This window comes from Gelidibacter algens, from assembly GCF_001678675.1.
GTDB lineage: Bacteria > Bacteroidota > Bacteroidia > Flavobacteriales > Flavobacteriaceae > Gelidibacter > Gelidibacter algens.
In genome coordinates, this window is the sequence record NZ_LZRN01000031.1 from 1 (window position 1) to 14,083 (window position 14,083).

The window sequence follows — 14,083 nt, forward strand, 5'->3', positions numbered from 1 at the left end:
ATATTAAAATGTCGAGTAAATAAACAAAACGTTAATCTACTCGACATTTTTCTTGGTCGGTTAATTTTTATTGCGTAATAAAATAGTACAACGAAGGTTTGTAAGACTTGCGTTGAAAAAAATTTAATTGACAATCAAATTATATGATGTAACTAAAAACTGTTCAGTTCCAATGGTTGTTTTTTGGACATATATCTCTATATAGTCATTTTTAACTACATCTACAGTTCCAATAATTGATACTGACTGTCTTGCGTTGGTTTGCAGTACATCAGCAATGACATCGCTTCCAACTACCTTTGCACCATTTTTATAGATCGAAAAGGTATATCGACTTCCAACTGTAGCAGTAAAAGATAGTGAACCCAAAACATTTATCGCTCTTCTGCCTTCTCCTTCATATATCAGCCGATTTTCACTATTTACACCTGTACCCTCTGCAGTGCGGAATAACCTAAGAGCATTTGTGTTAACTGGCAATTTGAATGGAGTTGTAATACTAAGAGTTATTATAGTGGAGCTATCATAATATAAATTACCAGTAGCCTCACTATCAATTTCCTTTGGGATACCAGGTGAATCTACAGACCAGACATTACTAAAGTTAAACCCTGTATAAGAGCCTGTAGTATATCTTTTGACGTACTGCGTACCAGTTCCACTAAAACTAACACCAGATAATACGGCCTTGGCTACAGTTGGATTGGAACTTACATCGATACCTTTTGCTGTACCATCAATGACCATAAACCCGCCTTGTTTTTGAATAAAGTCAAAAGTTCCAGTAAACGTTTCATAGGTTCCAGCATTATTAGCAAACCAACCTATATTACTAATGAGTAGTTGTTTGATGTTTGCAAAAGTGATTCCTGTAGTGTTGCCTACATATTGTGCAACACTCATAAACACCATTCCATAATTAGAAATAGATCCAACCGATGCTGAACTGGCAATAACTAAATCCCTGAGGATTAAATTTTGCGCTTCACTCCCTGTCAAATAGCCGCTGGGTTGTATTCATTCTAGGCGCTAGCATACCTTTTGTTGTGGATTTTACATCCAACATGGCGGATGCTTCTGGAGTCAAAGTTCCGATACCCACTTGTGAGTAACCAGTGGTGCTCAATAAGAATAAAGCGATGAACTTTATGGTGATAAGGGGTAGTTTTTTCATTTTCATAATTAGTATTTTAGGATTTTAGTAGATTTTTTTGAGGTTTCTTTATTAAGAACAACAATGTAAACGCCTTGACTTTTATTAAAGGGAATGCTGATGTTGCTCTGATTGTTTAGGTTTTCTGAGATGGTTAAAATATGCTGTCCAACTACATTATAGATGTCAATGCTTTTGACTTCTAAATGACTTGGTTTTGTTACCACAATTTGGTTGTTACCATTTTAATAAACCAATGTCTTATCTAAATATGTGGCGCTTATGTAAATAGAATCTTTAAAGTTCTCTTATTCTTTGATCATTAATTGATGCTTTTTGATGCTTGATATTGTTACGTCTATTGGGAATTCCATAAAGTTTAAATTTCTATCAACGCCTTATATGATAAACTCAAATGTTTTAGTCAGTAACTCTAAATTGTAATTCATCTACCCTAATTGATGAGGTATTTAGATTATTTCTGGATATAAAAACTTCCAGATAATCACCAGCAACCAAATTTACTTCGGTATTTAGAATAATTTGAAAAGACTGATTATTTGTAGCGGCCGCCATAGAAGATACAGGTGCAATAAGCGCAGTTCCATTTTTACCAAGACCAATTGAAAAATCAGCGTTATTAGTTGGCGCTTTTGCACTGATCACTACTGAAACTTTGCCGACCATAGGTTCTACGCCATTATATGTAATTTTATTATCACTTGCAGTAAATCGCTTTTGGTCAACAATGGTAGATGCCCCAGCTATTTTAAAAAAAAGATTCGTTCCACCTGTAAAATATGTCAGTGCAGTATTGCTATTAAAGTAAATAAAACTAAACGCTCTTGAATCTGGTATATTGGTGTTTTGCTGCATACTCCAACCAGGAGCGTAAGAGTCTATCCCGCTTAAAGGAGTTGTAACACCTCTAAACATATTGGTGGTCATTCGCCCTCTATCTATAGTACCTGCTACCGTGATACCTGTACCGCCAGCATAAATGAAATAATTATTTGACAAATCAATATCATCAACTGTCAATCCAGACAGAAATTCCATTCCAGAGCCGCTGCTACCAATACCTTCAATAAAGTTCAAACTAGCGGCAAATTTGCCTACATTGCCAGTTACTTTTACACCATCGCTTACTTTCCACAAATTTTTAACAAAGGTAATTGCCTTAAAACCAGAAATTTGACCCACTCCTTTTGATGCAACAAGTTCCACTATCGAAGCCCCCGAGAAAGAGTTGAAATACATTGTACCTGTGCTATCTGAAACATCATACGCCTTAGTGCTAGCACTATTAAGTGCTATTGCTAAATCTTGAATGAATATATTCTTATTTGTACTTCTCAGCACGGCACCGTTTACGTTAGACACTATCATATCTTTTTGTGGGTCAGTACCTCTAAGTCCTGCCCCATTGATATTAATATAATTTACACCAATGTTAACCATACCTGAAAAAACATACATTTTATTTCCATCCAGTGTAATACCACCACTAACAGGGGTTGGTAAATCAGTCAGTGAATAAACATAAACAAGGTTAGAGTTTATAGAAAACGAAAAAGATTTCCAAACACCATCGCTATAGATATCTGATGAATTGTTGGTGGTATTATAAATCTGTAATCCTTCCGCGGGTTCGGATATGCCATTTCTTTGAATTTCAGTCATTCTAGGAATTAGCATCCCTCTCGATGTGGAATTTATATCCAACATTGCTGATGCATTGGGCTCCAAAGTTCCAATACCCACTTGTGAGTAACCAGTGGTGCTCAATAAGAATAAAGCGATGAACTTTATGGTGATAAGGGGTAGTTTTTTCATTTTCATAATTAGTATTTTAGGATTTTAGTAGATTTTTTTGAGGTTTCTGTATTAAGAACAACAATGTAAACGCCTTGACTTTTATTAAAGGGAATGCTGATGTTGCTCTGATTGTTTAGGTTTTCTGAGATGGTTAAAATATGCTGTCCAACTACATTATAGATGTCAATGCTTTTGACTTCTAAATGACTTGGTTTTGTTACCACAATTTGGTTGTTACCATTATAAAACACCACTGTGTTCTCCAAATCAGGGGTTGCTGTAGCTAAGGTACCAGCGGGCTGGAATACTAAAGAATATCTATTGAGGTGCTCTCCCAATGGAAGGCTAATATCGAATTTAGATTCGGTGAGGTTATGGGTAACGTTTAACACATTGTCTTTTAAATAAACAGTGTCAGAAAAATTTTCCTGTGCATCTATCATGAGTTGGTGTGTCCCGGTTTCTGAAATGATCAACCCTATCGGGAATTCCATAGCTTCTGAAAACCTATTGACACCCTGAATGGTATAACGTTTGGTCGCGTTGCCTTCAATCACAAAAAACATGTCATCGGCTCGTGTTCTAAATTGAATGGCATCATAACCTGCGTTATGATTTAAGTCTGCCGTAGTATTGGGTAAAAATCCCAATAACAGCTGACGGTGGAAGCCTTCGGGATTTCTATATCCAACCCTGATGTACTGATTGGCATCATTTAGAACCTTTGAATTTTCTAGTGACTGTTCTGCATTTTTTTGTGAGGCTTTTGCATTTTCAACCTCAAAAACACGCTGGGTATTTTTAAAATTAATAGTTCCTGTACCTTTGGCCTCAATGAAAAAAGCTTTGCCAATAGGCACATATCTAGTGGGCGCTGTGATGTTACCCGCCGTGCCAACACCGGCAATAAGGGGAGAGGCTACAGAAGGCACCGTGCCACCTGTTAGGTTTTTTGTGGCGTAACCTCCAAAATAGTCGGACAAGTAATGCGACGTGGTGCCGCCATCAACCCAAAAATAAAGGACATCCAAAACAGAAAGATTATCGCTTATAAAACTTTCTGCATTAAAATCAGAAGGATAGGGATTGCCCAATAAAATATTCTCTCCTGCAGTAATTGGAAAGTTGTAATCTCCGCTGTTTGGAGCGCCATAAAAAACATAGTTCTGATCTGAGGTTACCGCATCGGGGCCTTTCATGGTATACCCTTCCCCTGGCATCAAAGCACTAGAAGCATTTAAGGCTATCCACTCTGAATAGGCACCCGATCCTTTCGCATATTGGTAAAGCCAGCGTTTGTTGACAGTTAACGCTTCAATAACATTACCTGGCACATCAATCGTGGAAGGCAAGCCATTGTAAGGACTCCCAGAGCCAACTTGGATTGCTGTGGGGTTGAAAGGATTAATTGCGGCATCAGACCCATCAAATTTCCCTCCTCCAATTGAAAAAGTACCGCCATTATTTACTGGTGACGACCAATAATCATATTGATAAGGAGAGCTCGTGCCCTGCTGGTCAATCAATAATTTTCCAGAAACAACGGTGTTTTTATTCGCCCCAGCATGTACTTGAATCAGCTGAGAGTTGCCAACCATTCTCAAATCGCCACTTTTAAAAAGAAGCGCATTGGCTACCTCCAATCTAAATTCATCGGCCACTGAGACGCCTTTCTTACTGGGCGCGGTGACATCAATCTCTAAATTATAAAAGTTGACCTTTTGGCTATCGCCTGTTATGGCCAGCACACTATTGGTTGCACTTTTAAAATACGTTGTTCCGGCGCTGGCACTGGTTAGACCATGATTGATAAAATTGTTGTTTAAATAAAAATTGCCATCACTCACATGGTTTCCAGTGGTGGCATTTGTGTATTCATCTTGGAAAGAAACGATGGTACCTGATCCAATTTTAAGTACCCCCTTATTTACAATTTGCGACTTTGCCAAAAAGCAAAAGCAAAAGATGAAAAAGAGTGAAAGCGTAGTTTTTAGGTTCATATGGGAGATTTGGTTAAAATTTAGGTTAAGGTTTAGATAATCTTTTTGAACTGTTGGGGATGTTCAGTGTCTTCGGGTTCATGAATAAATTTTTTAAGCTTTTCCAATGTCAAAGGTTTTATGATATAGCCTGAACAATGGGTTTCTTTTTGTGCCTTAATGATATCGTCCGGACATATGGAGGACGACAGCATGTACACCGCGATCTTGTGATCTTTAATAACTTTTAATTCTTTAAACTCTTTGAAAAAATTAAAGCCGTTCATTTCTGGCATATTGACATCAAGCAGAATAATCTCTGGTAGAGACAAAGACTTGATGTTGTTATTTGCCTCCAAGAGTTTAAAAAAGCTAAGCGCCAAAACAGCGTTATTAAAAGCTCTCGTTTTCACATTAGGATCATATTTTTCAATGACTTTTTGACTGACATACACATCAATTTTATTATCGTCAATGAGCATCACGTTTTTAATCATCATTTTGGTTTTCTTCTTTTAGGTTTGGTAATATCACTTCAAAGGAAGCGCCTTGGTTGAGCTCACTTGTAACTGAAACTTTACCCTGAAAAACTTCAGCAATTCTCTTTAACATATAAAGTCCGAGTCCTGTGCCATTAGAGTTTTGATTGCACACTCTGAAATAGAGATCAAACACTTTATCAAGATGCGCACTATCAATGCCGATCCCATTGTCTGATACAATTATTTTAACTTCCTTATCTGCAGCTACTACAGTTACACTTACGTAAGAAGTTGCGTTGCTGGTTTTGGGTTTTGCAAAACCTACGGCATTGCGTAGCAGATTTTGAAAAACGCAATCCATAAGTTCTTGATTGAAATGAAAATTTGTTGTTTGCTGCACATCAATCTGAAAATTTATGCCTTCAAAATTTTCCATTTCCTGTACGGCACTCATGGCATCAGTAATCTTATCTTCAAATACTATAGGGGTAATCTCTCTACTTTTTTCTGAAATGATCGAAGCAAAAGCCAGATCATCCAGCAACGACCGGCCTATTCCTAAGGTTTCATCTATCATGTTGACCAATACTGAAGCTTTTTCATTTATTTTCTCGTCCTTTAAAAGGAGCAGCAGGCCTTCAGCAGATGTTAAAGGTGCTTTTAAGTCGTGGGCCGATCGGTATAAAAACAGCTCCAAATCTTTGGTTGTTTTTCTTAATTTATCCTCTAATTTTTTTCGTTTGGAAACATCAAGCATGATGGCACAATAAAAACGTTCCTTTCCATTTTCCCAATGGCTCATGGTAAGATCTACCGGAAATTCTTCTCCAGACTTTTTTAGCCCTATCATCTCGATACTTGCACCAGATAAATCATTATCCAACCTGTCTTTTGCTTTTCTGAGCTCCTCAACGCCAGTATCCACATGCTTCTTTGAAATTATGACTGTTAAATGCTCACCAATAATTTCAGTATCAGTATATCCAAATGCCTTTTCTGCCCCTTTGTTCCACTCTATAATGTTTCCTTGACTGTTGGCTACCACTATAATCCCCACATTTATAGAATGGAATATGTTGGTGTATTTTGTTTCTATAGCCTTGAGGGCCTTATTGACCTTGAGCCCATCTTTATGCTTCTTTGATTTTAACGTGGCATAAATGACTTCATTTTGGAGATTAAAAACAGGCCTTATTTTTGTCACAATAAATGTCTGGCCCCCTTTAAAAGTCAATCCTATGGACTGGTAAGTACTGACTTTCCCTTCCGCAAAAACTTTGTGTATTTGCTTGCTGAGATACTCATGATTTGCAGGGTTTATAAAATCATAAACATAAGACCCGATAATGCGGTCAGACGTATTATTTAAAATGCTCTGGGAGGTGTTAAAGATCTTTCCGTGTTTTGTTATAAACAATGCATCTTTGGCGATGCTTTCTAGCAATTGTTTGTCAGAGTTATAAACGGAATTATTGTTAATTTCTTTACAATAATAATCAGATATGTTATTACTGATTGCCACGTATTTAACAACATTGCCGAGTACGTCCTTAACAGGTGTAATAGAAGTTTCTAAACGATAGTTTCTATTTCTTAAACCTTTGTGAACTAGTACACCCTTCCACTTTAATCCTGCCTGCATGGTCTTACAAATTTCCCAATAAAGCGCTCTGGAATTCACTAAAGACTTCAACAATTGGCTAGATTGCAGTACATTACCACTATATGACGCCCGAAAAAGTTTTAAAAAGAGAGCATTGGAGTCAATTATGATCCCGTCGCCATCTAAAATGACGGTGATATAATTAGTTCTCACAGATGCCAGCACATCTTTATCGTGAAGATTCGAGACTTCCTTATTAACCTTTGTCAGCATAGAATAGATTTTGAGATTCCACACAATACGCTAAAGCCGCCTCCATTTGATTAAAAATTCTAATGTTTGCATTGTTACCAAAAAGTCTACTATAGGAACTTATAAGAAGTTTTCCGTTTAAGGTATCTGCAATAAAGACTTGAGAAATAATAGTTTTCAAAATTGGGCTATCTGCAAATAGTTTTGCAGCTGTTGGAGAGAAGTTTCCAACAAATTTCCGAACGTCTATAACAAAAGGCACAGGTTCCCCTTTGGTTATTTCCTCAATTTTGGATAAATAGGTAAGTATCCGACTTTCTGATAAATAACAATCCGTATGGTTAAGTGTACAAAATAATATACCATTTTCAATCGAAAGTTTTGAACTTTCAAATTGATTGAGAACATTTGTTTCCATGCTATGTCAATTTTGGTGTATTTGGGAAAAACTTACTGCCAACATATATGCCAAAACCAAAACAGATGCTTCAAAAAAATGATAACGAACTGAATACTAGCGCGATAAAATTTCTATAAGTAATTACACGAACAGTCAAGAAACACGGTATACCGTATTAAAAAGCCGATGAAATACACTTCCACGGTATACCGTGACCATCACGGTTTTTCAAGACCTAATTTTTTCATTCGGTCTCGCAATGTACTGGGCTTCATCTGCAATAATTCTGCTGCGCCCTCTTCTCCATCAATTTTCCAATGGCATTCTGTTAGCACCTTTTTTATATGAATTCTTTGCACGTCTTCAAGAGAGAGCACTGTAGAAGAAATTAACGATTCTTTTGACGACGATTTGAAGTTGGGGATCACCAGTTTTTCATCATTGGAGAGAATGACCGCCCTTTCCACAAGATTTTCAAGTTCCCTTACATTTCCTGGCCAGTTGTAGGACTGTAAGTTGCTCTTGGTGGCATCAGAAATGTAGGTGATTTTCTTATTGTATAATTTGGTGTATTTATTGACGAAATGCTCAATTAAAATTGGAATATCTTCAATACGCTCGCGCAAGGGCGGAACGGTGATGGGAAAAACGTTAATCCTAAAATAGAGGTCTTCACGGAAGCTTTTTTCTTTTATTGCCTTTTCAAGATCTCTGTTTGTAGCTGCTATAATCCTGATATCTACCTTTTGAGTTTTAGTTCCACCCACCTGTTCAATTTCAGATTCTTGAATGGCTCTCAATAGTTTTGGCTGCATCTCCAAAGGCAATTCGCCAATCTCATCTAAAAACAGGGTGCCTCCATCTGCCAATTGAAACTTTCCCAACTTGTCACTAATGGCTCCTGTAAATGCTCCTTTTTTATGACCGAACAATTCACTTTCAATTAACTCTCTGGGGATGGCAGCACAATTCACTTTTATTAATGGCTTATTTTTTCTTGCGCTAATATTGTGTATCGCCCTTGCCAACAACTCTTTCCCCGTCCCTGATTCGCCTAGCAATAATACGGTTGCATTTGTGGCAGCAACGCTCTCAACATCAGTAAGTACTTGACTGAACGCTTTACTGCCATAAACCATTTCTTCATAATTGAAAACCAAACCGATCTCTTCTCGTAAATAACTGTTTTCGCGCTCTAATTCTTTCTTTAGTGCTTTCAATTCAATATTAACGGCTTGCAACTTTTCATTAGTATTGATGAGCTGAGTTTCGGCCGCCATACGCTCCTTACTCTCTATCATCAAAGATATAATTGTGGCTACTGAAGCCGCAAAGTTTTCTTCTTCATCAGTAAACAGATGTTTCTTACCATGACTTTCAAAACTCAGCAAGCCATAATTCATACTCTTACCATAAATAACGGCATCAACACATGAGGCTTTTTGTTCTGGTGAGTGGGCAATTTTTGCGTAGCGTTCTTTTGTTGGGTGCATATCTATGTCGCAGTTTTTTAAAACAGATTTAGTATCAAATACCCCAAAATATTCTGGAAAATCTGATCTGTTCAGTGTCAGATCTTCCTTCACCAAAATCCCTTTTTTAGCATCATAAAAAACCTTGCTTGCCAATTGATTGCCGTCATCTTTAAATTTCCAAACTCTCACGTAATTGGCATTTAAAGCTTCAGAAGATAGCCGCACGATATGCTTTATGGTAGCGTCATAATCTTGACCCATCATACCCACCAATTCAGAGATGATCTCTTTTCTCTTTTGTGAAATCTGGATACGGTGTTTTAAGGCTTCCTCTTCATTTATTCTATTGGTGATGTCACTAATTGTAGCAAAGTATGCCTTGGTGTCGCCATTTTTATCTTTAATGGTTGAGAATGCCAGGGCAACAGGAAAACGTTCCCCATTTTTTCGCATCAGGGTCAGTTCCCTCACATTGCTTGTCGCTATATAGGTGTCACTAAAAGCATGGACTATTTCTTCATAGCACTCTGGTGGCCAATATTTAAATGGTAATTTATCTCCAAGCAACTCTTGTTCCGTAAACCCTGTCATTTCACAGAGTGCCTTATTGACCCGGATGATTTTTTTCTCTAAACTCACAACCGACAGCCCTTCTACCAGAGAACCCACCAGCTCATCAGAAAATTCCTTTTCTATGAGCAGTTTGTTTTCGATCTTTTTACGTTCAGAGTTTTCTACTGCCAAAGATACAATACTGGCAATCATGGTTGCAAACTCCTCTTCTTCATCTGTCCATTTTCTCGGGCTACCGATATGTTCAAAACAAATGACTCCAAATAGACTATCCGTACCTTTAATGAAGGCATCCAATAAAGAAGATATGCCTGCAGGTTTCAGATACTCGTTAACAAATTCTTCAGACAAATTACTATCCCATGCCCTATCAACCCTTATCGTGCTTTTATTATAAAGCGTTTTAAAGTAATTAGGATAATCTTCGGTATAGATTGGCTTGTCATTTTCGTAATTATTAGTATCCAGATGATAGGCATTTAAACAATGTATTGCGGATTCATCTTTATTGAACTGCCAAATACTTACTCTTTTTACTTCCATAACCTTGGCGGAAATTGACATCACTTTTTCAAGTGTTGCGTTGAAATCTCTGCCGATGAGGCCCATCAAGTTTAAAATTGCGTCTTTTCTTTCTACAGATTTTTTGGACTTTTCTTGAAGCTCTTTCTGATACCTCAGCCGTTCTGAGATGTCAACAGCGGTTGAAAAATATCCAATAGTTTTATTATTGTGATCGGTTATTTTTGTAGAAGCAATGGCCACTTCAAATCTATCGCCATTGGCCTTTACCATGGTCAGCTGTTCTCTACTAAAGCCCTCCTTTAAACCACGTTGTATGTAGTCTTTAATGGTATCATAGTGCTCAGGTGCCCAATGTGGAAATGGCACTTTAGTACCCACAATATCTTTTTCTTCAAATCCCGTCATCTTGCAATACGCGTTATTGACTTTGACACAGCAGAAGTTGATGTCCAATACCACTATAGCCTCAGTCATACTATTTAGTAAACGATCAGAGAAATTATTGGCGACACAGAGCTCATTTTGTACTTTTTTTAAATCGCTGATATCTAAAATTGTAGAAATAATATATGTGTCCTTCTCAAATTCAATCGACTGAAAAGTCGCTAAGCCATACGTAACTTCTCCAGCCTTTGTTTTAACTTCCAGTTCCTGATATTTCAATAATTGTTTTTCAGTCAATTCTTCAGTTATGGCATCTTCTCCGTTAAATGAAAAAAGATCTAGGGCTTCTAAAGAATGCCCAACAACTTCTTTTTTTGTATATCCTGTAAATTTCTCCCAAGCCTCATTGACATCAATAATTTTCTTGTCATTGCTGTCGAAGAGCCATTGAGGTGCCGGGTTATTATGGAAAATTGTTGGATAGATACCTTCACAGAAGGGAAATATATTTAAAGATGAAAGATTGTCATTTTTTTTGGAGCGACTCATAGTAATGAATTTAAGAAGAGCTTAGGGAGTTTTTGGCAATCATAAAATATCTTAGCATGATCACATATACGGTCTTAATGCCATACTTAGCCGTTTTAAGATAGTAATTTATTTTGAATATGAAAAATGGACCGAAAGATTATTTTATAAATGGGGTGTTTTAGAAAGTAAAAAAAACTCTCCTGATAATGACAGATGGAAGGGGTATCACTGCGTTTATCTTAACGTTCATTCAGATGAATTAAACACACTATTTAATGGTACTCGAAAATTTCAAAACCACCCTAAAACAAAAAAGCATCCCGATTCTGTTAAAAACAGAAAAGGAAAGCTTCTCATCGGAATACCAAATTGCTCTGGTATCACTACGTTTACCCAAACTTTCATTCAGGTAAAACAACACAACTTCTTTAAAGCGCCAAAAAAAGCTCCAAATTTCTTTAGAGCTTCTTAGCATTATTGCGGTCTGGACGGGACTCGAACCCGCGACCTCCGCCGTGACAGGGCGGCATTCTAACCAACTGAACTACCAGACCGTTGCGTTAATGCGAGTGCAAATATACACTCCATTTTTAATATCGCAAATATTTTATGCCATTTTTTAGAAAATAATTACTTACTTAAATTTCCCGCGTTCTACCATGTAGGTTGTCAGGATTTTATCAAAATCCTTTGTAATATCGGCCTCAACATATTTAATTTGATACTGGCCACATTTAAGCCGTAGATCATCAAAATAAGAACCCACGGCCTTTTCATAAGCGTCTTTCATCGTTTCTGGGTACAGATTGATATGTGCCCCCGTCTCAACATCTACAAACCGTTTTGGTGTGTTCTCAAAATCAAAGGCTAATTCCTTTTCTTTATCAAAGACGTGAAATAAAACGACTTCATGCTTTTTATGCTTTAAATGCCTAAGCGCCTCAAACAATTTGGTGTCGTCAGCGGACGTTTGAAACATATCCGTAAAGAAAAAAATCAATGACCTCCTATGAAGTTTTTCTGCAATTTGATGTAAATAGGTATAGGTATCCGTCTGTTTGTTTAAGGGTCTTGAAACCACGGTTTTGCTCAATTCGCCCAATAACATTTGATGGTGGCGCTCACTTCCTTTTTCAGGAGCATAATACTCATAAGCATCACTATAAATACTCATCCCAACCGCATCACGTTGCTTTTTAAGAATGTGCATCAAACTTGCTGAAGCCAAAGCTGAAAACGCAATTTTATTCAAGTGATCAAGTGAAAACGTCTTCATTTCGGGATAATGCATGGAGCTGCTATTATCAATAATCAAATGGCAGCGCAAATTGGTTTCCTCATCATAACGCTTGGTAAACAACTTATCAGTTTTGGCATACAACTTCCAATCAATATGCTTTGTGCTTTCGCCCTGATTGTAAATTTTATGCTCTGCAAATTCTGCTGAAAACCCATGAAACGGACTCTTATGCATGCCAGCAATAAACCCTTCCACCACTTGTTTGGCGAGGAGTTCGAGGTTTTTAAAACCACCTGTTTTATTGAGTTCTTGCTGTAAATCCATAGTCCCCTCCTAACCTCCCCAAAGGGGAGGAATTGTTGCGACATATAATGTTATTAATTTATAATTTTGAAAAATTGTAAGAATCAAATTCCCCCTTCGTGGGATAGGGGATTTTATCGGATTATTTCATCCACAATCCCATATTCCACTGATTCCTCAGCACCCATCCAATGGTCACGGTTAAAGTCTTTCATGATCTTTTCCATAGTCTGACCACAGTTTTCAGCCAATAGGCGAGCGCTCAACTCTTTAGTTTTAAGAATTTCTTGAGCTGTGATTTCAATATCACTTGCTGGTCCACGTGCACCCCCACTTGGTTGATGTATCATGACGCGGGCGTGAGGCTGTATAAACCGCTTACCCTTTTCTCCTGCTGACAACAAAATGGAACCCATAGATGCCGCAAATCCTGTACAAATAGTGGATACCTCACTTTTTAAAGACCTCATGCAATCATAAATAGCAAATCCAGAGGTCACATAACCTCCCGGACTATTGATATATAAATGGATGTCTTTGGTCTCTAAAGCATCCAAATACATCAAACGGTCAATCACATGTTTGGCAGATTTATCATCCACTTGTCCCCAAAGGAACACTTTACGCTCACCTATCAATTTGCTGTCAATGGCATCCTGTATTTTTAACTTCTCACTCATTATTTTAAATTTTTTATCTAAATTAAAAAAAGGTTTACCATTACAGCAAACCTTTATCATTTTTATCTGAACATTATGTTTTTAGATAACAGATGATAACATCTCGCAACTAATTCACATTTAAGAGCGCTTTAGTGGTAAATGTATTCATTCTATCTATTATCGACTTATAAAAGTCCGTCAATAGCATCAGTATAAGCATTTTTAGGAGCTACACCAACTTGTCTTCCAACAACTTCTCCGTTTTGGAACACCAATACCGTAGGGATGTTACGCACACCATATTTGGCAGCAAATTCCTGATTTGCATCAACGTCCACTTTTCCAACTACAGCTTTACCTTCATAATCCTGACTAATTTGGTCAATGATCGGGCCTACCATTCTGCAAGGTCCACACCACGCTGCCCAAAAATCTACCATTACTGGTTTATCACTCTTTAAAACCAATTCTTCAAAGTTTGCATCTGTTATTTCTAATGCCATAGTTTCTATACTTTAATTGTTTTACTTCAGTTTGATTGACAAAATTAATCAAAAATTTTAGCAATCCTTGTACGCTTAACATTTGTTTTGGTTATCGTTGGATGTGTGGTGGTTATGATACCTTTTTGGGCGCATAAACCGGGCTTTCCGTTATACCTGCCCGTCCGTTCAGGCGGGTCTTTTTGTTGTAAAAACAACAA

General features: G+C 37.3%; 12 protein-coding genes and 1 tRNA gene. All 13 read right to left on the reverse strand.

The window, feature by feature from the left end; all coding sequences use genetic code 11:
• Positions 1 to 123: 123 nt before the first annotated feature.
• The 13 genes from A9996_RS13560 to trxA all read right to left on the reverse strand — a co-directional run bounded on the left by A9996_RS13560 (position 124) and on the right by trxA (position 13,883).
• The gene (locus tag A9996_RS13560) at positions 124 to 999 is read right to left on the reverse strand and encodes a hypothetical protein (RefSeq protein ID WP_066436053.1); all 876 of its coding nucleotides are present in this window, start codon (positions 997 to 999) and stop codon (positions 124 to 126) included.
• Entirely contained in the window at positions 986 to 1,174 is a 189-nt protein-coding gene (locus tag A9996_RS19925; RefSeq protein ID WP_146608973.1) for a hypothetical protein, read from the reverse strand. Before A9996_RS19925 ends, A9996_RS13560 begins: the two co-directional genes overlap by 14 nt.
• Positions 1,175 to 1,182: 8 nt before the next feature.
• A complete protein-coding gene (locus A9996_RS13565) occupies positions 1,183 to 1,380 on the reverse strand; it encodes a T9SS sorting signal type C domain-containing protein (protein WP_066436057.1) in 198 nt (65 codons plus the stop codon).
• Between the two features lie 193 nt (positions 1,381 to 1,573).
• Entirely contained in the window at positions 1,574 to 2,989 is a 1,416-nt protein-coding gene (locus A9996_RS13570) for a hypothetical protein (RefSeq protein ID WP_066436060.1), read from the reverse strand.
• A gap of 8 nt (positions 2,990 to 2,997) precedes the next feature.
• A complete protein-coding gene (locus A9996_RS13575; protein ID WP_066436063.1) occupies positions 2,998 to 4,971 on the reverse strand; it encodes a T9SS sorting signal type C domain-containing protein in 1,974 nt (657 codons plus the stop codon).
• 32 nt (positions 4,972 to 5,003) lie between these two features.
• Complete coding sequence (locus A9996_RS13580; RefSeq protein ID WP_066436065.1) at positions 5,004 to 5,450, reverse strand: response regulator; 447 nt, start codon at positions 5,448 to 5,450, stop codon at positions 5,004 to 5,006.
• The gene (locus A9996_RS13585; protein WP_066436067.1) at positions 5,440 to 7,308 is read right to left on the reverse strand and encodes a PAS domain-containing sensor histidine kinase; all 1,869 of its coding nucleotides are present in this window, start codon (positions 7,306 to 7,308) and stop codon (positions 5,440 to 5,442) included. The genes A9996_RS13580 and A9996_RS13585 overlap by 11 nt, the downstream gene beginning before the upstream one ends.
• Positions 7,292 to 7,705 (reverse strand): DUF7793 family protein, encoded by a 414-nt coding sequence (locus A9996_RS13590; RefSeq protein ID WP_066436069.1) that lies wholly within the window; start codon positions 7,703 to 7,705, stop codon positions 7,292 to 7,294. Before A9996_RS13590 ends, A9996_RS13585 begins: the two co-directional genes overlap by 17 nt.
• Positions 7,706 to 7,905: 200 nt before the next feature.
• Positions 7,906 to 11,193, reverse strand: a complete 3,288-nt coding sequence (locus A9996_RS13595; protein ID WP_066436071.1) for a sigma 54-interacting transcriptional regulator — start codon at positions 11,191 to 11,193, stop codon at positions 7,906 to 7,908.
• 462 nt (positions 11,194 to 11,655) lie between these two features.
• A tRNA-Asp gene (locus A9996_RS13600) sits at positions 11,656 to 11,729 on the reverse strand.
• Between the two features lie 80 nt (positions 11,730 to 11,809).
• Positions 11,810 to 12,739, reverse strand: a complete 930-nt coding sequence (locus A9996_RS13605; protein WP_066436074.1) for a DUF58 domain-containing protein — start codon at positions 12,737 to 12,739, stop codon at positions 11,810 to 11,812.
• Positions 12,740 to 12,852: 113 nt separating this feature from the next.
• The gene (locus A9996_RS13610) at positions 12,853 to 13,398 is read right to left on the reverse strand and encodes a ClpP family protease (protein WP_211272657.1); all 546 of its coding nucleotides are present in this window, start codon (positions 13,396 to 13,398) and stop codon (positions 12,853 to 12,855) included.
• A 167-nt stretch (positions 13,399 to 13,565) separates the two neighbouring features.
• A complete protein-coding gene (trxA, locus tag A9996_RS13615) occupies positions 13,566 to 13,883 on the reverse strand; it encodes a thioredoxin (protein WP_066436077.1) in 318 nt (105 codons plus the stop codon).
• Positions 13,884 to 14,083: the final 200 nt, after the last annotated feature.

Coding starts and splice junctions, on each gene's coding strand:
- A9996_RS13585 (WP_066436067.1), bottom strand. CDS start 7,308: ATGCTGACAAAGGTTAATAAGGAAGTCTCGAATCTTCACGATAAAGAT.
- A9996_RS13595 (WP_066436071.1), bottom strand. CDS start 11,193: ATGAGTCGCTCCAAAAAAAATGACAATCTTTCATCTTTAAATATATTT.
- A9996_RS13610 (WP_211272657.1), bottom strand. CDS start 13,398: ATGAGTGAGAAGTTAAAAATACAGGATGCCATTGACAGCAAATTGATA.
- A9996_RS19925 (WP_146608973.1), bottom strand. CDS start 1,174: ATGAAAAAACTACCCCTTATCACCATAAAGTTCATCGCTTTATTCTTA.
- trxA (WP_066436077.1), bottom strand. CDS start 13,883: ATGGCATTAGAAATAACAGATGCAAACTTTGAAGAATTGGTTTTAAAG.
- A9996_RS13605 (WP_066436074.1), bottom strand. CDS start 12,739: ATGGATTTACAGCAAGAACTCAATAAAACAGGTGGTTTTAAAAACCTC.
- A9996_RS13570 (WP_066436060.1), bottom strand. CDS start 2,989: ATGAAAAAACTACCCCTTATCACCATAAAGTTCATCGCTTTATTCTTA.
- A9996_RS13590 (WP_066436069.1), bottom strand. CDS start 7,705: ATGGAAACAAATGTTCTCAATCAATTTGAAAGTTCAAAACTTTCGATT.
- A9996_RS13580 (WP_066436065.1), bottom strand. CDS start 5,450: ATGATGATTAAAAACGTGATGCTCATTGACGATAATAAAATTGATGTG.
- A9996_RS13575 (WP_066436063.1), bottom strand. CDS start 4,971: ATGAACCTAAAAACTACGCTTTCACTCTTTTTCATCTTTTGCTTTTGC.